The organism is Pseudomonas sp. GW821-FHT05D12, assembly GCF_059419825.1.
This window is the reverse complement of the sequence record NZ_JBWKSN010000001.1, coordinates 556,678-577,170: the sequence shown is the minus strand read 5'-3', so window position 1 is coordinate 577,170 and position 20,493 is coordinate 556,678. Positions and strand designations below refer to the sequence as shown.

The 20,493-nt window shown below is 60.0% G+C and carries 20 protein-coding genes and 1 tRNA gene; 14 read left to right on the top strand and 7 right to left on the bottom strand.

The window, feature by feature from the left end; all coding sequences use genetic code 11:
* Together AC07SI_RS02725 and AC07SI_RS02720 are read left to right on the top strand one after the other, a co-directional pair.
* Positions 1–1,473 (top strand): M48 family metallopeptidase, encoded by a 1,473-nt coding sequence (locus AC07SI_RS02725; RefSeq protein ID WP_495005026.1) that lies wholly within the window; start codon positions 1–3, stop codon positions 1,471–1,473.
* Positions 1,470–2,126 (top strand): hypothetical protein, encoded by a 657-nt coding sequence (locus AC07SI_RS02720; RefSeq protein WP_495005025.1) that lies wholly within the window; start codon positions 1,470–1,472, stop codon positions 2,124–2,126. The genes AC07SI_RS02725 and AC07SI_RS02720 overlap by 4 nt, the downstream gene beginning before the upstream one ends.
* A gap of 75 nt (positions 2,127–2,201) precedes the next feature.
* Here AC07SI_RS02720 and AC07SI_RS02715 read toward each other — a convergent pair whose 3' ends face one another.
* From AC07SI_RS02715 to AC07SI_RS02705, 3 genes are all read right to left on the bottom strand, one after another.
* Positions 2,202–3,254: a DUF1176 domain-containing protein gene (locus tag AC07SI_RS02715; RefSeq protein WP_495005024.1), complete on the bottom strand. Its 1,053-nt coding sequence runs from the start codon at positions 3,252–3,254 to the stop codon at positions 2,202–2,204.
* Positions 3,255–3,670: 416 nt separating this feature from the next.
* Complete coding sequence (locus AC07SI_RS02710) at positions 3,671–5,023, bottom strand: PBS lyase (RefSeq protein WP_495005023.1); 1,353 nt, start codon at positions 5,021–5,023, stop codon at positions 3,671–3,673.
* Positions 5,024–5,240: 217 nt separating this feature from the next.
* Positions 5,241–5,317, bottom strand: a tRNA-Met gene (locus AC07SI_RS02705).
* Positions 5,318–5,588: 271 nt separating this feature from the next.
* Between AC07SI_RS02705 and AC07SI_RS02700 the strand changes: the two genes are divergently transcribed.
* Positions 5,589–6,785, top strand: a complete 1,197-nt coding sequence (locus AC07SI_RS02700) for an MFS transporter (protein WP_065900456.1) — start codon at positions 5,589–5,591, stop codon at positions 6,783–6,785.
* 43 nt (positions 6,786–6,828) lie between these two features.
* On the opposite strand, the gene AC07SI_RS02695 is transcribed toward AC07SI_RS02700, so the two are convergent.
* Positions 6,829–7,380, bottom strand: coding sequence for an RNA polymerase sigma factor (locus AC07SI_RS02695; protein ID WP_065900458.1), 552 nt, complete (start codon positions 7,378–7,380; stop codon positions 6,829–6,831).
* A 271-nt stretch (positions 7,381–7,651) separates the two neighbouring features.
* Here AC07SI_RS02695 and AC07SI_RS02690 point away from each other — a divergent pair, with 271 nt between their 5' ends.
* The 11 genes from AC07SI_RS02690 to sctU are packed head-to-tail and all read left to right on the top strand — an operon-like array spanning position 7,652 to position 17,789.
* Positions 7,652–8,716, top strand: coding sequence for a TyeA family type III secretion system gatekeeper subunit (locus AC07SI_RS02690; protein ID WP_495005049.1), 1,065 nt, complete (start codon positions 7,652–7,654; stop codon positions 8,714–8,716).
* Positions 8,713–10,806, top strand: a complete 2,094-nt coding sequence (gene sctV / locus AC07SI_RS02685) for a type III secretion system export apparatus subunit SctV (protein WP_495005022.1) — start codon at positions 8,713–8,715, stop codon at positions 10,804–10,806. Before AC07SI_RS02690 ends, sctV begins: the two co-directional genes overlap by 4 nt.
* Before the next feature lie 34 nt (positions 10,807–10,840).
* Entirely contained in the window at positions 10,841–11,740 is a 900-nt protein-coding gene (locus AC07SI_RS02680) for an FHA domain-containing protein (RefSeq protein WP_495005021.1), read from the top strand.
* Positions 11,737–13,095, top strand: a complete 1,359-nt coding sequence (locus tag AC07SI_RS02675; protein WP_065900462.1) for a FliI/YscN family ATPase — start codon at positions 11,737–11,739, stop codon at positions 13,093–13,095. Before AC07SI_RS02680 ends, AC07SI_RS02675 begins: the two co-directional genes overlap by 4 nt.
* Positions 13,082–13,510 carry a type III secretion system stalk subunit SctO gene (sctO, locus tag AC07SI_RS02670; protein WP_065900464.1) on the top strand — a complete coding sequence of 143 codons (429 nt, stop codon included), beginning with the start codon at positions 13,082–13,084 and terminating at the stop codon, positions 13,508–13,510. The genes AC07SI_RS02675 and sctO overlap by 14 nt, the downstream gene beginning before the upstream one ends.
* A complete protein-coding gene (locus AC07SI_RS02665) occupies positions 13,507–13,968 on the top strand; it encodes a type III secretion system HrpP C-terminal domain-containing protein (protein ID WP_213550654.1) in 462 nt (153 codons plus the stop codon). The genes sctO and AC07SI_RS02665 overlap by 4 nt, the downstream gene beginning before the upstream one ends.
* Positions 13,962–14,975: a FliM/FliN family flagellar motor switch protein gene (locus tag AC07SI_RS02660; RefSeq protein WP_495005020.1), complete on the top strand. Its 1,014-nt coding sequence runs from the start codon at positions 13,962–13,964 to the stop codon at positions 14,973–14,975. The genes AC07SI_RS02665 and AC07SI_RS02660 overlap by 7 nt, the downstream gene beginning before the upstream one ends.
* The gene (gene sctR, locus AC07SI_RS02655; RefSeq protein WP_201143500.1) at positions 14,972–15,625 is read left to right on the top strand and encodes a type III secretion system export apparatus subunit SctR; all 654 of its coding nucleotides are present in this window, start codon (positions 14,972–14,974) and stop codon (positions 15,623–15,625) included. Before AC07SI_RS02660 ends, sctR begins: the two co-directional genes overlap by 4 nt.
* 7 nt (positions 15,626–15,632) lie before the next feature.
* A complete protein-coding gene (sctS, locus tag AC07SI_RS02650; RefSeq protein ID WP_065900472.1) occupies positions 15,633–15,896 on the top strand; it encodes a type III secretion system export apparatus subunit SctS in 264 nt (87 codons plus the stop codon).
* Between the two features lie 10 nt (positions 15,897–15,906).
* Positions 15,907–16,695, top strand: coding sequence for a type III secretion system export apparatus subunit SctT (gene sctT, locus AC07SI_RS02645; RefSeq protein ID WP_495005019.1), 789 nt, complete (start codon positions 15,907–15,909; stop codon positions 16,693–16,695).
* Entirely contained in the window at positions 16,692–17,789 is a 1,098-nt protein-coding gene (gene sctU, locus AC07SI_RS02640) for a type III secretion system export apparatus subunit SctU (RefSeq protein ID WP_495005018.1), read from the top strand. Before sctT ends, sctU begins: the two co-directional genes overlap by 4 nt.
* Here the strand turns inward: sctU and AC07SI_RS02635 are convergent, their stop codons facing one another.
* The 3 genes from AC07SI_RS02635 to sctC are packed head-to-tail and all read right to left on the bottom strand — an operon-like array spanning position 17,790 to position 20,487.
* Positions 17,790–18,140 (bottom strand): transcriptional regulator, encoded by a 351-nt coding sequence (locus AC07SI_RS02635; RefSeq protein WP_495005017.1) that lies wholly within the window; start codon positions 18,138–18,140, stop codon positions 17,790–17,792.
* Between the two features lie 11 nt (positions 18,141–18,151).
* On the bottom strand, positions 18,152–18,355 hold the full coding sequence (gene hrpT / locus AC07SI_RS02630; RefSeq protein ID WP_495005016.1) for an HrpT family type III secretion system protein: 204 nt from the start codon (positions 18,353–18,355) through the stop codon (positions 18,152–18,154).
* Positions 18,352–20,487 (bottom strand): type III secretion system outer membrane ring subunit SctC, encoded by a 2,136-nt coding sequence (gene sctC, locus AC07SI_RS02625; protein ID WP_495005015.1) that lies wholly within the window; start codon positions 20,485–20,487, stop codon positions 18,352–18,354. The genes hrpT and sctC overlap by 4 nt, the downstream gene beginning before the upstream one ends.
* Between the last annotated feature and the right edge of the window lie 6 nt (positions 20,488–20,493).

Genomic DNA, 20,493 nt, shown 5'->3' with positions numbered 1-20,493 from the left:
ATGAGTCTGTTGAGACGATGGTCATGGGGCCTGGCGATGTTGTTGCTGCCGCTGGTACTGATGGGTTGGAGCAGCATTCAAAGCTGGCGGGCCGGCAGCACGCTGGAAGAAGCGCAAGTGATGCGCCAATGGCTCGCCAGCCCGAGCGATGAATTGAGGCAGAAACTGCCGCAACAATGGCGCACAACGCCGGCGCTCTCGGACGACAGTCTGCGCGGCTACCTGCAGCGTGAGGTCGCTCGGGCCGATGCTGACCAGGGTTCGGTGCACATGCGTCAGGTCTTGGCGTTTCTTGGCTACTGGCTGGCAGTCGCGGCCGTGCTGGCAGGCTCCGCTACCTGGGTAAAACTGCGCCTGGATGCCTGGCGCGCACTGCGCTCGCGGGACTTTCTTTATGATCGCCTGGTCTTGAGTTGGCGTGCGCTGGGACGGTGGCTGGTGGTCTACACCGGGTTGATTGTGGGGTCGTTGGCAATGGCCCTGCTGTATGAAGTCAGCTGGGGCTGGAGCAACCGCCAGAACAGCGGCATGGTGATACTGCTGGTCGTTGTGCCCTTGCTGGTGATGCTGTACCTGGGCGTGCTATTGATCGGGCGCCTGCGTCGGCAATGGCAGGATATGGAAACGCCGCAATCCGGGTTTCTGGGGCGTTCAATCAGCCGGGCCAGCGCCCCGGCCTTATGGGCATGGATCGAAAAACTGGCAGCCGTCACCCGCGCGCCTGTGCCAGACCACATCGTGATTGGGGTCGACCAATCGTTTTTCGTCACCAGCGTCCAGGTGGCCCTGCAACCGTCGGGACAACTGTTGACGGGCCGTACGATGTACCTGCCACTGACTTTCCTGTCGACCTTGAGCCAGGAAGAAGCAGCCTCGATTATCGGCCATGAGCTTGGCCACTTCAGCAGCCGCGACACTGAGCGTGGCAGTGAAGCTGGGGCGCGGTTCAGCCTGATGTACATGCATTTCCTGAACATCAGTGCGGTGGATGACATGCCGTCCTGGATCGAACGTCCGGCGATCTGGATGACGTGGCGCTTTTTGCATCACTTCCAGATTGCCGTGCACCACTGGAGCCGTGCGCAAGAACTGGTGGCGGATAAGGTCGGCGCGCAAATTGCCGGTGAGCGACTCTTTTGCCAGGCGCTGCTGCGCGTCATCGCCCTTGATGCCGAAGTCAACAAACTGCTTGGCCAGCGTACCCACACAAACTTAATCCAGGCGTTAGCAGAACACCTTCGCCAGGCTCCGGTGATCTTGAACGAGGCGGTGATGGATCACGCGATCGCTCATCCGTTCGATACCCATCCACCCACTGCCGTGCGCCTGCAGCAACTGGGTGTGGTTCTCGACGACCAGTTGCTGGCCCAGGCAACACGGACGCCCACCGCGCACGACCGGCAGTGGTTCAGTCAACTCACTCATGATCCGCAGTCGGCTGAAGATGCCAACAAGAATGGAGTACCGGTATGAACCACCCTGATGATCCACTGGCCAGCCTGGCCCAATCCCTCACTGAGGATTTTAATCAGCACACTGGCGATCAGTTGCAGGCAGCCATCCAGGAACGCGAGGAGTGGTTGGCCGAGGTTCCCGCAGTCACCGAACTGGCCTACCCACGCAAGGTGCGCCGCACCCTGTTGCTCTTTTCAGTGTTCGCTTTCGTGATGGCTGGCGGGAGTGCATGGGATGGTAAAAACGCGTTCATGGGAGGCATTTTTGCAATCGTGGCGTTGGTCTTGCTCAGTGGGGTGTGGCTGCACCGTCGGGCCGGCGAAGAAATCCTGATGCGCCTGACCCATAGCCACTTGTGGTTTCGCAACCTTGATGCAGACATCGATCTGCTGGATATCGGCGATATCCACATCAAAGAGGGCCGAGTAAAGCTATGGATCACGCTGACATTGCGCGAGGGCGCCCCGCTGCCCGCCTGCAAAAACGCCGCGGGCCCACTGATGCCTCACGTCAAGATCAAGCGCTCCCGGGAGCCACAGATATGCCTGACGCTGTTCGGCCTGCAACTGAACGGTAAAGTCCTCACTGGCGAACAAGTGCTGGAGATGCTGGACACCTACTGCAACGCGGCGCGTGTAGAAGGTGAGTTGCGGGCGTTGAAGGCTTCCTGAAGGGGGAAGGGGCTACACCTGTGTGTGACGAGGGAGCTCGCTTCCTCGCCACACACATTGATGTATTCGACAGTTTCAGCGGCTTGCCTCGGTACGCCACAGCACAGGCCAATAAATCTGCTCCAGCCCCATGCAGGTGTTCATTTCAGCCGCATGCGTCAGCGTGAAACCGTTACCGTCGTAGCGCCAGCGCAGCGAAGTACCACAACCGCCCATGCCCATCGCCATTGCCTGGCTGCTCAGTTCACCCGTGGCCGGATCAAAATCGACGAGGCCGTTGGGCTCTCTTTCCGACAGATTTGGCACTTCGGCGACCCGTGCTGGGCGCGCCTGCTCAGGGTGGTCCAGGGGCGCCTGGTAGATATTGTAGAAACAGTTGTATGCCCCACAGCCGGTCTCGATGATCACCAGCGCTTGATCTGCACTCAAGGCATAGGCGTTTGCTTTTGGCGCAACGCCTTCATTCAGATCCTCCTGCCACTCCTTGCGCGTGGCAGCCACCACTGCATCCGCGACCTCTTTTGCCCTGTCCGGGGTAAGCGCAACGGGTGCCTGCCAACTCGGCACCGGCGGTGCAGCAGGTGCTTGCGGCACGCTGCTGGCGGGCGCCTGTCCCTTGGAAATCAGTGCGTCCTGTGTGCCAACCCGCCCCTGAACCGAGTCGATCAGCAAAAGCGCCGCGCTCATCCCGTTTAGCGAGGCGACGGAGGTACCGCCCTCAATGGGCAAAATCAACTCCCGCCCGTTGCGCAACTCTGCAATCAAGGCGTCGGCATTTGATCCGGTCAGAGCAAACACCTCAGATACCTCACCTTCTTTGCGTTCGCCAGGCTCGAATCGATTTTTCAGCGGTTTGCCATCGAGTGTGGGTTGACCACGGGTGGCGTTGTAGCTGAACACGCCTACCCGCAAGTTTCCCTGCGGGCCGGCTTCACGCGTTACACGCAGGCTGAACGTCGAGATGCCGATATCGTCGCGCTCCGGGACGGCACCGATAGCCGTGCAGGTACGCGTGTTATCACAGCCGATAACCCAGTCCTTGATAGAACGCTCCAAAGGGACATCATCGGCGGCGTTCGCACTGGTAACTGCAGCAGCCATCAGGAATATGAGAGGGAGTCGGGTCATCAAACAGGTGCCTGTAGACTGGAAAAACTCTATTAGGGCAGGGTTCTTCGCGAATACCTATTGCATGGCCGTTACACACAACAGAAATATCGCCTGGAACAATCGGCACGGTCTTCCAGCCAGCGGATAGGCACGCTGCGACGCTCTGTCCCGACGGTTCCGGTTGCAGAAGCTGTGCTCGCATCGCGACCGGGATCTCTTAGAGGGTGAGCGATGGCTTTTGGCTGCCGTTCGACAATGAGCGCTGCCGGCCAAAAGCAGTTCCTTGAGAGGTTGGCCACCCGATAACCCTGTTAACAATTATCAAGATTGGCGGGCGCCGGGCGACTCGGTGACGGAGATCACTGTGATAGATGGCAACCAGGTGGGTATCAAGTCACGAGTTAAGCGGTAATACGCCGTTTACACCCCAGTCATCAAACTATGCGGGCAACAATATCGCTGCGGATGAGGCCTCCTGCGGCCAAGCCCTGAAGCTTTTTCACCAGCAATCCTCGCTCAATTTTCGGCGTTACCGGGTCGACAATCTGATATTGACGATCGCACCATTGCTCAACTTGACGAAGCCAGAAAACGTTCACAACGGGCTCTGTGTCGAGCCGTTCCAACAGATATGCCACCTGTTGCCATCCCGGCTTTAATTGAAGTATCGCTTGGCGGCGGGCTGTCGACAGTTCATGCCAGTCTTGATCTAACTTTGCGCCCACTCCTGCACTCACGGAACTCCATGGTTGTTTGTCTAGTGCCGTCACCGCAGCGCGAAACACTTTGTCCGACGGATCATCAAGCGCCTCAAACAGTTCGGGCAATTGGTCATCCCCGAGCAGGCGCACAGCCGCATGCCGTACGGTGGAATAACTGGAACGTAGCGCTTGTGTCAGCCATCGTTCGTCGAGGTCGGCGTTAAGCTCTGCTGCCAGGCCAAGAACACCGAGCCAATCACGTTTCCCTGTGGGCAGATCCTGGTTCATCCGTTCTGATAGTACCGCCAGTGTGTCGACGTTATTACGGGGTGCCTCAAAGCGTGCCAGGCTACGGATCGAGGGCGATGCATCCAGCAAGGCCTGGCGTAAAAGCTGCCTTGGATTGTCGAGCAATGGGAGCAGCGCGCGTAGTACGCAGACCCGTACTTTGGCTCCTGGCTGCGACAAGGCTTCAAGCAGCAATGGCGAAGCTTGCGCAACTGGCAGCTCCTGGCATGCAGGCACGGCTGCTAGCCTTACGGTCAGCTCACGATGAGCCAGGGCGCTACGGAGAAGGGCTTCTGGAGCGGTATTTTTTTCCAGCAAAAGCGCAAACAGATAGCGCGCAGCTTTTCCTTGCCGGGTAAGGAAATTTACGTAGACCTCATCTTGGATTTCGGGCGACTGTAGTACATCGCGTACGGATTTTAACGTGGGGCCATGATCGGCTCTCTGCCGCGCTGCCAGCGCCATAAGAGGCTCCAGCGCAAATAACAACGCTTGAGTCTGCGAGGTCGACAGATAGTGATTCATGCTGACTAACGCCAAATCGCGAATCTGCGGAACCCAATCATTCAGCCGATTTATCAAAGCCACTAACGCTTCCGGAGACGGGTGGCTGCACAATTCCCTGACTGCGACTTCTCGAATGAAACCGTTGTAGTGGGTGCTGAGTTCTACCCAGGTCTCTTTGCTCTTGGCATTTTTGAGTAGTTCCAAGGCTTCGTTGCGTCGATGTTCAGACCATGAGGAAGCAGGTACTGGTTTGTTCCTCAGTCTATCTAGCCACTTCTCTATGGAGGTCATGCTTCAACCTTTTCTATACGCTTACGCGGGCGTTTTGACAGATGGTAACCGTACGAGGTGGTGGACTTGTCCCCTCGGTTTAATTATTTGTGGGGGATACACCGGGGGATGGTATAGGGGGGATGCAAGGAGAGATAGCCAGACACAAGAAAGCCCGCACGAGGCGGGCTTCTTGAGGTGGTTTAGAGACTCATGTAGACATCTGTAAACCGGTACTTGGTGGCTACACAGGGACTTGAACCCCGGACCCCAGCATTATGAATGCTATGCTCTAACCAACTGAGCTATGTAGCCAAGTGGCGCGCATTATTCGCGTAGAACGACAATGCGTCAAGCGTTTATTTTGAATTTTTATCTACGCTTTCAACTGTTTAACCTGAATGGGCGGATCTGGCGACGAGTGGTGCGCCAATTCGCGGTGGCGTGCAGTGCATCCGTCGCGCTGACGACTGTCAGGGGGCGCGCAGTCGTTAGCGTGCTAACGGGATAGCCTTCCCACCGGCAAAAGTGGCACATTGTCGCACCTGCACCTGTGCACTTCCCCCTGCGGTACGGAAACCTTCCCATGGCTTTGAACACTCCCACGACCACCGGACAGACCAGCCCGCTGGTGATGCGCATCATCGGCGCGGTGGCGCTGGCCCATTTGATCAACGACCTGATCCAGTCGGTGCTGCCGTCTATTTATCCGATGCTCAAGGCCAGCTACGGCCTGACATTCACTCAGGTCGGGCTGATTACCCTGACCTTCCAGCTCACCGCGTCGTTGTTGCAACCGTGGGTGGGGTATTACACCGACCGGCATCCGCAGCCGTTTCTATTGCCATGCGGGATGATCTGCACCCTGGTGGGCATTCTGATGATGTCCCAGGTGGGCAGTTTCCCGCTGATATTGCTGGCGGCCGGCCTGATCGGTATCGGCTCCTCGACCTTTCACCCGGAAGCCTCCCGTGTGGCGCGGTTGGCTTCGGGCGGGCGCTATGGCCTGGCGCAGTCGACGTTCCAGGTTGGCGGGAATGCCGGTTCTGCATTCGGCCCGTTGCTGGCGGCAGCGATCATTATTCCTTTCGGGCAAGGCAATGTGGCGTGGTTCGGCCTGTTCGCAATTTTTGCGCTGGTGGTGCTGTATGCCATCAGCCGTTGGTACCGCAACCACCTCAATCTGTTCAAGCTCAAGGCCGGCCAGGCGGCCACTCATGGCCTGTCGAAAAAGCGCGTCATGAGCGCGTTGGTGGTGCTGGGCCTGCTGGTGTTTTCCAAGTATTTCTACATGGCCAGCATCACCAGTTACTTCACCTTTTACCTGATCGAAAAGTTCGACCTGTCGGTCGCCAGCTCGCAGTTGCATCTGTTCCTGTTTCTCGGTGCAGTGGCGGCGGGGACGTTCTTTGGCGGGCCGATTGGCGACAAGATCGGCCGTAAGGCGGTGATCTGGTTTTCGATCCTTGGCGCGGCGCCCTTTACCTTGTTGATGCCTCACGTGGACTTGTTCTGGACCAGCGTGCTCAGCGTGATCATCGGCTTCGTGCTGGCCTCGGCATTCTCGGCCATCGTGGTCTATGCGCAGGAGTTGGTGCCGGGCAATGTGGGGATGATTGCGGGGGTGTTCTTCGGGCTGATGTTCGGCTTCGGTGGGATCGGCGCGGCGCTGCTCGGGCACTTGGCAGACATTCATGGTATCGAGTACGTGTACACGCTGTGCTCGTTCTTGCCGTTGTTCGGGCTGCTGGCGATCTTCCTGCCGCGTACCCGCAAGTCCTGAGGGCGTTGGGCAGATATCCCTGCCGCCCAACACCAGGCTTGTGCTACGGGTAGGTCGAATTGCGGGTGACGCGTTTGAGTTGTTCGCGTGCCCGCGACAGGCGTGAGCGAACGGTACCGATCGGAATGTCCAGCACGTCGGCAGTGTCCTGGTAGCTGCCGTCGGTTTCCAGCGAGGCGTACAGCGTTTTACGCATTTCGGGCGGCAGGTGGTCAATCGCGCTCAGGGTATTTTCCAGGCGGCGGTTGACCTCGAACTCCCAATCCAGACTGTTGTTTTCTTCCTGGCCATGCCACAGCGACTCATCGAATTCGCAATGCACAGGCTTGGCATACATGCGCCGAAAGTGATTGCGGATCAGGTTCTGCGCGATGCCGCACATCCAGGTGCTGAGGGTTGCCGTGCCGCTGAACCGTTCGCGATTGCGCCAGGCCTCAAGGTAGGTCAATTGCAGAAGGTCGTCCGCATCTTCCGGATTGAGCACACGCTTGTGAATGAAACGCCGAAGTTTTTTTTGCTGGTCGTCGGTCAGGTGGAGCATGAATTGAGGCGAGCTGCCAACGAGATGAGCTAAAGCATCAATAGGGATATTCATGATGTTTTCCTTTGGGTAGACGCAGTCGAAAGGATGTCGACAGGAACCCATTAGCACTGCCTGTGCCAATCATGAAAAACCTAATAAAGCATTGATTTATATATAGAAATATCTTGAATTGAGTCAATTTTGAGCAAGTTCTTGCACTTCTCGACGAGGCTTTGTGCAAGTCTTTTCAAGTGCGCGTTGATGTGGAATGCAATGGAACCGTATGCATCTGTTTCGCCACACAGGGAAACACTCTTCCTGTGCCGGTCTGAACACTATGTCCATAGACGTCAATTCAAAAAGCGATGTGCACGCCATCCCGCGCCTTGACTCACCCGTCATCAGTAAGACCTCCGTGCCGGTGCCCGACAAAGGGGTGGATGAGCTCGCGTATCTGTTCAGTCAGGAAGTGGAAGTCAATCAGCGCTTGTTGGGCGAGCGGAAGATAGGCACGCGTGTGCCCCCGATCCAACAGATCATTCAGCTTTACGAACAACTGGGGCACCCGGCGCAGGCGACCCTGGCATCTATTTCGCTTCGCCTCAGGCTGCAATTGCAACAACAGCCTGCGGTGACCAAGCTGCTCGCGCTCACGGGCGGAGACCCTGCACGCGCGTTCGTGGTCCTCAAGCATGTGGCGGCCCAGGCGGACGCTGAAGCGCGCCCGACCGAGGCGGCCCTGGCGCGCGAGGCCATTGCCAGGCTGGAGGTCGGGTTCAAAGGCGAAATCCAGGCGGGCCTGAACACCGCCTTGTCATTGCAGGCGGCCGGTCTCGATCCGCAGGCGCGTCAGGAGCTGCGCATGCTCTACTACGCCAGCGTGGTCGTGCGTCAATCCCCGACCCTGATGATGAAGGAACTGCTCAGGCTCTACGGTGGCGAGCGGTTTCATGTTGGCCTCCAGGCGATGCGCAGGGCCTTGGCGGATGATATTGCGGCATTGGTGTCGTCGAGGCCGCTGCCGTTGTTGCGCACCTTGTTGCTGAGTCTCAACAGCTGCGGGCAGTTGAATGGCGTGTGGGCCGGTTGTCGGGCATTGATCGAGCGCCTGGCCATCGCGCATGACCCGGTGGAGCTGTTGCAGCGCATGCTGACTTACGCCGGCAGCGGCATCGACTCCACTGAACTCCTGACCTTCGGCCATGACCTGGGCGGTGGTCCGGCCTTGCGTCAACTGGTCGCCCTTCACGCGCTTCATCCGCTGTTCAAGCAGTTGCCCTTGGCCTTGTGGCCTGACAGGCAAGTACGCCAGGACACCCTGCAACGGTTCGTGGCCGTGATGGACGAGTTGGACCTGCACCTGCGCGGGCGCACACGGTTTACCGTGGTGCCGAGGTCCCTGGCGTGACCGTGCTACTGGCCATCAACCGTGTATTGCTTAAAGTTGCCCAGCGCGCCGAAGTGCTGGGCGCTGTCGTGGTCCTGGCCATCGTCTTCATCTTTATCGTGCCGCTGCCTACCTGGCTGGTGGACATTCTGATCGCGCTGAATATCTGCATTTCCTGCCTGTTGATCGTATTGGCGCTGTACCTGCCGGGGCCCCTGGCGTTCTCCTCGTTTCCGTCGATCCTGCTGTTGACCACCATGTTTCGCCTGGCGCTGTCGATTGCGACCACGCGCCTGATCCTGCTGGAACAGGACGCTGGAGACATCGTCGAGGCCTTCGGCAATTTCGTGGTGGGGGGCAACCTGGCCGTGGGGATGGTGATCTTCCTGATCCTGACCCTGGTCAACTTCCTCGTGATCACCAAGGGCTCGGAGCGGGTCGCCGAGGTCGCCGCGCGGTTCAGCCTGGATGCAATGCCCGGCAAGCAGATGTCGATCGACAGTGACTTGCGCGCGGGCCTGATCGACGGAGCACAGGCACGCGACAAGCGTGAGCAGCTATCCCGCGAGAGCCAACTGTTCGGGGCCATGGATGGCGCCATGAAGTTCGTCAAGGGTGACGCCGTCGCCGGTTTGATCATCGTGGTCGTCAACCTGTTGGGCGGCTTCTCCACGGGTATGTTCCAGCACGGCTTGAGTGCTGCTGATTCGATGGCGTTGTACTCGGTGTTGACCATCGGCGATGGCCTGATTGCACAGATCCCGGCACTGCTGATCTCCCTGACCGCCGGCATGATCATTACCCGCGTGGCACCGGATGCACGCAGGGGGGTGAGTAACATGGGCGCCGAAATCGCCCGGCAAATGACCAGTGAGCCCAAGAGTTGGATGATTGCGTCGGTGGGCATGCTCGCGTTTGCAATTGTCCCCGGTATGCCGACCGGGGTATTTATCTTCATTGCGCTGATCACCGGCGGCCTGGGTTATTACCTGATGCGCAAGCGTCAGCAAGAGGCTAAGCCCGCCGCTGAGGCGGCTCCCGCGGTTCGTCCCGAAGAAAATGGCCAGGAGGATCTTCGCGGGTTCGATCCTTCGCGACCCTACCTGCTGCAATTTCCCGCGGCGCTGCGCGGGACGCCCGAAGTCACCGAGCTTATCCATGGCATCCGCCAGTCTCGAAATTCATTGGTCGCCAACATCGGCCTGACGTTGCCGCCGTTTGAAGTCGAACTCGATGACACCCTGGCCAACGATGAAATGCGGTTTTGTGTGCATGAAGTGCCGATGGTCAAGGCTTCGGTCGTCAGTCGCCTGGCGGTCGACAGCCAGGCGCTGACGGTTGAGCCGGCTGATGGGATACCGGGGCTGGTCGATCGCGATGAACAGGGCTGGGTCTGGCTGGCGCCCGATGATCCGTTGCTGGATGACCCGCAATTGGAGCGCTTCACGTCGACGGAGCTGATCCTCGAGCGCATGAAAAAAGCCATGATGCTCAGCGGGCCGCAGTTCCTGGGGATCCAGGAGAGCAAGTCGATCCTCGGCTGGCTGGAGCATAACCAGCCGGAGCTGGTGCAGGAGCTGCAGCGCATCATGCCGCTGTCGCGTTTCTCGGCGGTGTTGCAACGCCTGGCCGGCGAAGGCGTACCACTGCGGGCTGTGCGGCTGATTGTCGAGTCACTGATTGAGTACGGCCAGCATGAGCGTGAACCGGAAGCCCTGGCCGACTATGCGCGCATCGCCCTCAAGGCGCAGATCTTCCATCAGTACCGAGAGGCCGACGGGCTGCATGCCTGGCTGCTGTCGCCACATTCGGAAAACATCCTGCGCGAGGCACTTCGCCAAACCCAGACCGGCGTGTTCTTCGCCCTTGAGGACGAATACAGCGCGGCGTTGATCAACCTGCTCAATCAGGCCTTTGCGATAAGGGCAAAAAGCAAGAGTGTGATGCTGGTCGCGCAGGACCTGCGCAGCCCTTTGCGCACTCTGCTGCTGGAAGAATTCAACCATGTTCCGGTGCTGTCGTTTGCCGAATTGAGCAGCACCTCCAAAGTCAAAGTGCTGGGACGTATCGACCTGGGCCAGGACGAACTCATGCGTGGTGCAGTGGCATGAGTCTTTGGCGTTGGCCAGCGTGGAGGGGGCGGTGATGTTTGAATTACGCGTGCTTGATGGACAGCGCCAGGGTGCTGCGTTGCCGCTGTTTGGGGAGCAGTGGAGCATCGGTGCCCATCTGGACGCTGACCTGGTACTCAATGATCCCGAGGTGGTCGAGCAGCATGCGCGACTGCGGCTTATCGATGCCCAGTGGTCGGTGCAGGCCGAGGCCGGGCTGTTGCAGAGCGCCGAAGGACAGGTACTGGCACAGATTGCGAACCTGGTGCCGGGGGTTCCGTTTTCGGTCGGAGGCGTGCGCTTGTGTGTCACCTTGGCCGATCAGCCCTGGCCGCAGGCTGCAGCCCCCGTGCAAGCGCCACCGCCGCCCGCCAGTGAACCCATGCCGGCGCTGAAGTTGTCGTCCATATCCCATTCGCAGCAAAAGCGCTTGATCAGCCTGGTGCTGGTCGTGGCGGTGATCATCGCGGTGATGAGCATGCTCCCCACCGGGGAGCACGATGCACAGGCGTCCTTGATGCCGCCGGTGGTTCAGAAACACGAGTTGGCATCGCCGTTTGAAGTGCGCCAGCAGCTGCTGAAGATGCTCAGCGAGCGTGAGTTGGGCCAGCGAGTCAGCTTGCAAGTGATCAATGGCCAGGTCGCGCTCAATGGGGATGTCTCCCAGGACGATGTGGAGCTGGTGGCGCGCATGCTCGCCCGTTTTGGTGAGCAGTTCGACAGCGCGGTGCCGGTGATCAGCCGTGTGCGGGCACGTGACTCGGCGCTGCCGTTCAGGATTGTGCAGATCGTCGGAGGGCCCAATGGCCATGTGGTCCTGGACGAGGGCAGCCGGCTGTTTGTCGGTGATGAAGTGGAAGGGTTGCGACTGGTGCTGATCGACAACAGCAAGGTGGTCTTCGATGGTGTGCAGCGTTACGAGGTGCGCTGGTGAGTACGGAATTGCAAGCGCGGCTCGACGTTTGGCAGCAGCGCCAGGCGCAATCACTGAGCAACTTTGCACCGGTGACGGTGCGCGGGCGAATCCAGCGCGTCAACGGCATGCTGCTGCAGTGCCGGCTGCCCCAGGCGCGTATCGGTGACTTGTGCCAGGTGGAGAAAAACCCGGGGGAATTCATGCTGGCCGAGATCATCGGCTTCGATAACCAGGACGCGGTACTCAGCGCCTTGGGCAACCTTGAAGGCGTGAAGGTGGGCGCCAGCGTGGAGCGCCTGGGGGTATCGCATCGGGTGCAGGTCAGCGATGCCCTGCTGGGGCAGGTGCTGGATGGGTTCGGTCGACCGATTGCGGGGGAGGGCCCCAGTGCGTTTGTCGAGTCTGACCTGCCGGACACCAGTGCCGTGTTGTGTGAAGCGCCATTGCCCACCGAGCGGCCGAGGATCCACCGCGCACTGGCGACCGGGGTACGTTCGATCGATGGCTTGCTGACGCTTGGCGAAGGTCAGCGTGTAGGCCTGTTCGCCGGTGCGGGGTGCGGCAAGACCACCTTGCTGGCCGAAATCGCCCGTAACGTGGAGTGCGATGTCATCGTATTCGGCCTGATCGGCGAGCGGGGCCGCGAGCTGCGTGAGTTTCTCGACCACGAACTGGATGATCAACTGCGCGCCAAAGCGGTGCTGGTGTGTGCCACGTCCGATCGCTCCAGCATGGAGCGCGCCCGCGCAGCCTTTACGGCCACCGCATTGGCCGAAGGGTTCCGGCGCAAGGGGCAGCGGGTATTGCTGCTGATTGACTCGCTGACCCGTTTTGCCAGGGCCCAACGCGAAATCGGCCTGGCTGCCGGCGAACCCTTGGGGCGCGGCGGTTTGCCACCCTCGGTGTACAGCCTGCTGCCACGGCTGGTGGAGCGCGCGGGTCTGACGCGTGACGGCGTGATCACGGCGATCTATACGGTGCTGATCGAGCAGGACTCCATGAACGATCCGGTGGCCGATGAAGTGCGCTCGCTGCTCGACGGCCATATCGTGCTGTCACGCAAATTGGCCGAGCGCGGGCATTACCCGGCAGTGGATGTGCTGGCGAGCCTTTCGCGGATTTTAAGCAACGTGGCGACACCTGAAGACATCCAGGCCGGTACCGGATTGCGCCGTTTGTTGTCGGCTTATCAACAGATCGAACTGATGCTCAAGCTGGGTGAGTACCAACCCGGCAGTGATGCCCTTACCGACCTGGCGGTGGACAGCCGCCAGGCAGTCGATGGCTTCCTGCGCCAGGATCTGCGCGAGCCCACGCCGATGATGGTGACGCTGGAGCAACTCAAGGAGCTGACTACCCATGTCCCATTCTGATGTGTTGCAAGCTGACGTCGAGACGTTGCGGCGCCTGCGCCGGCATCGCGCCGATCGGGCCGAGCGAGCGCTGCGCGAGGCCAAGCGCGCCCAGCAGGCCCTGCTTGCGCATATCCAACAGGCCCAGGATGCGCTTGAGCACACGCGACTGGAGGAGGCCCGGCAAAGTGCCGAGTTGCTCAGTCGGCATCAAGGCCAAGTGATGACGCTCAAGGCCCTGAAATCCTGGGGCGCGCAGGAGCGCTCGTTATCGGCCAGTACCCGGCGAGAAATGGGCCAGTTGGAGGCGTTGCGGGGCCAGCAGGACGACAAGCAAAGCCGTGTCGGCACGGCACAGAAACAGGTCACCGAATGCCTGCGGCAAGTGGAGAAACTTCAGGAGTTGTCTCTTTTACTGGCTCAGGAGCCGATATGAACCAGGTTTCAAATAAACCCAGCGAGCGGCCACGTCCACGTGACGCGCGTGAGGAACGTGAGCCACGGGCCACCGGTGCAGTGGAGTGGGAGCAGGGTCGACTGTTCGCTCAGTTGTTTACCGATAACGATGAAGGCACCGGGTCGGGAGCGTCCCTGGCGGGAATCAAGACACCGGCCAATGTCGCCATGATCGAGGCCCTCGCCGAACAACTGGCACCGCGCATACAGGCCGGGGCCCAGTGGCCACTGCAGGCCGTGTTGTATCTGCCCCGGCTGGGGCGGATCAAGGCCAGCGTGCACCGTGAGCAGAGTGCCTGGACCATCGAGCTGGAAGCGGAGCATGACGCCACGGCCCGCTGGCTCAGTGGTGTGCGACAACAGTGTGAGGAGCGGTTTTCCGGCGCGCTGGGGCTGCCGGTCAATCTGCTTGTGCCTGACGCCGGGTGCGCATGCTAGTGCCGCTGCTGACTTTACCTTTGATCAAGAGCGATACCGTTGCCGCACGCCATCGACTGGGGCGCGGCTTGTGCCTGGCGTTCCAGGTTGCCGGCCAGGACGGTGAGCTGCGGCTGGAGCCGGGGCGCGCGTCCGCAGGGGCCAAGGCGGTGTGCTTTGAAACCGTGTGTGGCGTGCTGGCGCTTGCGGAAGCGGGGCCGCTGCTCAGCTTGCTGGGGGAGTGCCCAGTGACATTGGCGCCCTCCGGCAACGATCCGGATTCGTGGTTCTGGGCACTGTTCCAGCATCACCTGAGCCCGCAGGTGAGCGCGTTATTGGGCTACATGCGATTGCTGGAGACCGATCGCCCCAAGGGCTTTGGTTGCCGACTCAGCGTAACCCTGGGGGCCGCACGGGTCGCGAGCTATATGTGGCTGGCGCCCGAGAGCTTCCTGGCGTTATGCGAGGCGGGACCGTGGCGCGCCACTGCCGCGCCCATGCCGGCAACGTTCCAACTGGCACTCGCGGTGACCCTTGGGCGTTTGCAATTGCCGATAGCCCAGGCGCGTGGCCTGCGTACCGGTGATGTGCTGCTGCTTGAGCAGAGTTTTTTTCAAGCCCAGGGCAACGGCTACATACAGGTTGGAAAACAGAGGCTGCATGGGGGCATCGATGATGCTTGCGGGCCCTTGTGTCTGACCCTTACTTCTATTGAGGACACGTCCGTGGACGAAGAGTTTGCAGCGCCCCATTACTCGGGGTATGAGGAAGACGAGCCGGTGGTGGATGTCTTCGGCCATGAGCCATTCGATGAGCTGAGCATGGCGCTGAATGTGCGCTGCGGGACGTTGAACCTGACGCTGGGCGAGCTGCGAAACCTGGGGCCCGGCTCGGTACTGGGCATCAGCGGCTACGCGCCTGGCATGGCCGGTCTTTACTACGGTGATCGGCCTATTGGCCAGGGGCAGTTGGTGGAAGTCGACGGGCGCCTGGGGTTGCAGTTATCCCGTGTGTTGTTCGGCCAATGATACTCCAGGGGCTCGATCCCCTCGTTCTTGCGCTGTTTCTTGGGGCATTGACGTTGATGCCGATGTTGCTGGTCATCTGCACATCGTTCTTGAAGATTGTGATCGTGCTGATGATTACCCGAAACGCCATCGGTGTGCAGCAGGTGCCGCCGAGCATGGCCATCAATGGCATCGCCTTGGCAGCGACGCTATTTATCATGGCGCCGGTTGGGTACGAAATCGCCGAAAGCGTCAAGGCGTCGCCGTTGGACATGAGCAATGTGCAAACGGTACTGCAGACCGGTGGAGAGGCTATCAAGCCGTTGCGGGCCTTCATGCTGCGCAACGTGGACCCGGACGTGCTGACGCATCTATTGGAAAACACCGCACGCCTGTGGCCGCCACAAATGGCCCAGGAGGTGGAGCGCGAGGACCTGATCCTGCTGGTCCCGGCGTTCGTATTGTCGCAACTGCAGGCGGGGTTCGAGATCGGTTTCCTGATCTATATCCCCTTCATCGTCATCGACCTGATTGTGTCCAACTTGCTGCTGGCGCTGGGCATGCAAATGGTCTCGCCGATGACCATTTCCCTGCCGCTCAAATTGCTCTTGTTCGTGCTGGTGTCCGGTTGGTCACGGTTGCTCGACAGTCTGTTCCTTTCCTATCTCTGAGTGGCTTATGGAACCTATCGTGCTGTTCAAGCAGGGCATGTTGCTGGTGGTGGTGCTGTCCGCGCCACCGTTGATCGTTGCGGTGGTGGTGGGGGTGCTGACTTCCCTGGTGCAGGCGCTCATGCAGATACAGGACCAGACGCTGCCCTTTGGCGTCAAGCTGGTAGCGGTGGGCATCACGTTGATCATGACGGGGCGCTGGATTGGTGTGGAGTTGATCCAGTTGATCAACCTGACCTTCGACATGATCGGCCGTTCGGCCCTGAACTGAGGGTTTGCCTGTGCTGTTCTATCTTGAGTTCCTGCCCAGCCTGGTGATCGGCATGGCGCGTATCTATCCCTGCGGCATTCTGGTTGCGGCGTTTTGTTTTCAACATATACGCGGCATGCCCCGGCACACCCTGGTGATGGTCATGGCACTGATGCCCGCACCAGGTATCCATGCGGCGTTGGAGGGCCAGGATTACTCGGCGCTGATGCTCGGCGCCCTGGTGCTCAAGGAGCTGGCGCTGGGGGTGTTGTTGGGGGTGCTGCTGGCGATGCCGTTCTGGATGTTCGAGGCGGTGGGGGCGTTGCTGGATAACCAGCGCGGCGCCTTGGCCGGTGGCCAACTCAACCCTTCACTGGGGCCGGATGCAACGCCTATCGGACACTTGTTCAAGCAACTGGCGATTTTCCTGCTGATGGTCAGCCTGGGGTTGGGCGCCTTGACCCAGGTGATCTGGGACAGCTACCTGATCTGGCCGCCCACCGTATGGTTTCCACTCCCCGCGCCGAATGGCATGAGTGTGTTCGTCGGCCTGCTTGGCGATACCTTCACGCACATGATGTTGTACGCCGCGCCCTTCATCGCGGTGCTGCTGTTGCTGGAGTTCGGTATTGCGCTGCTGGGGGTTTACAGCCAGCAATTGCAGGTGAGTACGCTGGCGCCGCCGGTCAAGAGCCTGGCCGGTATTGGCATTGTGCTGTTGTACTTTGCGCTGCTGCAGGACCTGATTGTCGGGCGCATGCTCGAGTTGGGCGACCTTAAACATTCACTCGGGCTGTTGTTCAAGGCCGCGGTGCCATGAGTGATTCAGGCGAAAAGAAGCACCCGGCTTCAGCCAAGAAGCTGCGCGACCAACGCAAAAAAGGCCAGGTCGCGCAAAGTCAGGACGTCCCCAAGTTACTGGCGCTCACGGCCATCAGTGAGATCGCCTTGTTCACCGCCGAGACCAGCCTGCAACGCTTACAGCAAATGATGGTGTTGCCGATGTCGCGCTTCAACCAGCCGTTCGCACGAGCGCTGGAAGAAGTGCTGGTTGATGGGCTGGTCATGTTTTTCTCGTTCTCCCTGTTGATGGTTGGCGTGGTGATTGCCACGAAGCTGATCAGCAGCTGGATGCAGTTCGGGTTGTTGTTCGCCCCGGAAACCCTGAAGCTCGATTTCAATCGGCTCAACCCGGTCAGCCAGGTCAAGCAGATGTTCTCAGCCCAGTCGGTGATGAATCTGCTGATGAGCATCACCAAGGCATTTCTTATCGGCCTGATTGTGTACCTGGTGGTCTGGCCTTCGTTAGGGGTGTTGATCAACCTGGCGAACAGCGATCTGCAAAGTTATCTGCTGGCGCTGATAGCCCTGTTTCGTCACTTGCTGCACGCCTGTCTCGGACTGTTACTGGTGCTGGCGCTGATCGACCTGAGTTTGCAGAAGCACTTCTTCGCCAAGCGCATGCGCATGACCCAGGTCGAAGTCGTCAAGGAGTACAAGGACATGGAAGGCGACCCCCATGTGAAAGGCCAGCGCCGCGCGTTGGCGCACCAACTGGCCCAGGAGGAGCCGAAGGTCAAGCTGCCCAAGCTGGAGGAGGCCGATATGCTGGTGGTCAACCCGACGCACTTTGCTGTCGCCCTGTACTACCGGCCCGGTAAGACGCCGCTGCCGTTGCTGATCAGCAAAGGCACCGACGCCGAGGCCCGCGCGTTGATCGTACGAGCCAAGGCCGCCGACGTGCCGGTGATCCAGTGTGTGTGGCTGGCTCGCATGCTCTATACGAAACAGCTGGGCGCAAGCATTCCTCGTGAAACCCTGCAGGCCGTGGCGCTGATCTATCGCACCTTGCGTGAACTGGACGATGAAGCCAAGCGCGAGACCCTGGAATTGCCGGAGCTTGAGCGCCGCTGATCAGCGATTGGAAGGTGTGTCCAGGGCGCTCAGGTTGGCCAGCGACAACATCCGACTGAGGACCTTGTCGAGCGTACCAGGCACAGCAGGCAGTGCGTGCCAGATCACCAGGGCGTGCTGGGCGTCGAGGTAGATAAAACAGCCATCGTACAACGCCGCATGCTCAAAGCGCCGCTCCAGTACCCATTGCAGTTGCCCCGGTTGCAACACTTCGCGAGCGACATGCAACGCCAGCCCCGGCTGCTGGCCGGCTGGCTGTTTGCACACCTTGATTCCAGGCGCGAGTGACAGGTGAGCGGCAGTGCCGCTCACCAGATTCTGCAGAAACACCTGGCGTTGTGCGTCGGGCATTTCCGGGAGGCTCATCGTTCGAGCGAGATTGTTTGATAGTCCGCCCGTTCCCCGGCAGGACCAGGCTCGACGCGCATTTGCGCTGGCCACCAGATCACCATTTTGTCCTGGCTCGATTGCGGGCGAGAGCACGAGTCGCCCTTGCAGGTGGGGGTGCAGCCGGCGACGAGCAGCGCAGTGCCGATCAGGGTGACGCAGAGTAAGCGGCGTTTCATGGCGTAGCCTTTTGAGCGGGAGTGATCAAGGAGGGGCGGGGCACACTGAGGTGTTCATCCTTTACGACGGGGCGCATCGCGATAAATACCTCGGCTTCTTCGCCAGGCTTGAGCCAGGCGCGGGGCCAGACGCTGACGGCCAGGGTCTGCGAGTTGCTGCATTCCTTTTCGTCGATACGCACATTGCGCTTGAACTGATTGCGCAGCACCACGACGGCCACGTTGTACTCAGGACCCGCATACCACTGGCTGCGCTCGGTGTTCAGCGCGAGCAAATCCCGTGTACTGCATAAGGTGTTCAGCCCCAACGGCATCGGTGCAGCCTTGAAGGCCTTGGGGACTTCGCCACTGACCAGGTGCGCCAGGGTGCTGATGATGTCGCTGCGCTTGATCACCGGCTGGTGAGGGGCATAACGCCTGGCCAGCGGTGTGAGCGCGGCCTGCAAATCAACCTGGTCGGCCTGGGGCAAGTAGCGCGAGGGGTCGGCCTGGTCGCCGATGACCCTCGGGGTCAGGATGAACAGACGTTCACGCCGATTGTTCTGCCGTTCGGTCGAGGAAAACAGCGCCTTGCCCAGCAGCGGGATATCCCCCAGCAGCGGGACTTTGTTGTGCTTATCGGTGCTTTCAGTCACGTGGAACCCGCCGACCACCAGCGAACGCTTTTCCGCCATCACCGCCTGCGTGCTGACTTTGCCGCGACGGACATCCAGGTTGCCGGGGAGGGGGTTGGTCTCGTCGAAATTGCCGTCTTCGATATCCACCACCAAGTGGATCTGATGGCCGCCACGGCTGGTGATGACGCGGGGTACGACCTGGAAGCTGGTGCCCACGGTGACCGGCAAAATGGTGGCGTTCTCTCTACCGGGCGTCAGGTATTGCGTGCGGTTGAAGTCGATGACCGCCGGCTGGTTTTCCAGGGTAAGCACCGAGGGGTTGGAAACCATGGTTGCCAGCCCCTTGGCTTCCAATGCGCGTATGTCGGCATAGAAGCGATCGCGATTTTCAATCGTCAGTTGCGACGAGGTGCCCGGCGACACGTTGGCACCACCGCGGAAGCGGCTGTTCTGGAAACCCCAGTTCACCCCGAACTCACGCAACTGTGTGCGCTCGATATCGAGGATGATTGCGTCGATTTCCACCAGCTTGCGCGCCACATCGAGTTGAGTGATCAGCTCGCGATACATGGCCTGGCGTTCCGGCAGGTCATAGATCAGCACGGCGTTATTGCGTATATCGGCCTCGACGCGAATCCGACTATTGGAGACCGGGGCGCGTGGGGTGACCGCGGGGCCGATGTCCAGTGATGCCGGGTTGGCGTTAGCACCGAGCATCTGGCCCAGCAACGGGTTGCCTAGCCGGGGAATGTTGGGAGTGAGCGGAGCGGGTTGTGAGGTGGGACGCTGACTCAGCCCCGCAAGCGTTGAGGTGGAGCGCGGCTCCAACAAGCCGCGCAAAATACTGGCCACCCCGGGGATGGCGAGCTTCTCGCCGCGATAATCCACTAGGCGGTCCGCTGCATTTGCGAACTTCAGCGGATAACTCAGCACACTCTGTTTCTCATCCGGTGAACGGCGCTGGCTGCTGAACTGCTTGATCTGCTCGATGTAGCGTCGAGGACCGGAGACGAGCACTACGCCATCTTCGGGCAACTCACCCCAGCCGAAACGGCTGTCGAGCAGGCCGATATCGGTCAGCGCTTGCTTAAGGTCGGCAATGGTTTCGGAAGAGACTTCCAGGCGCGCTGATTCCTGCTGGTCCAAAGTACTGACATAGAGGGTGTTGTTGTACAGGTACCACTGGAAACGGTGCTCTACACCGAGACGGTCGAGCATCGATTGCGGGGTATTGGCGCGGATCTTGCCATTGACGTTGCCTTCCAGCAGGCCCTCGACTTGAAGTTGTGTGCCGAAGGTCTGGGCGAAGTCTTCGAGTACATCACGCAACGGTTTGTGCTCGGCTTCATAGGCGTAGGCGGTGTTTTTCCATTCGGGAGGGATAGCGGCGAAGCTATTTTCCACTGGGCTCAGCAGGCAGGAAAGCAAGACGAGGCTGTACCGAGATGTTCGTCGGGACGACACAACTGACGAATCTTGGCCCAAGCTGCGGCGCTTGTGGGTCTTGTTATTCATGGAGAG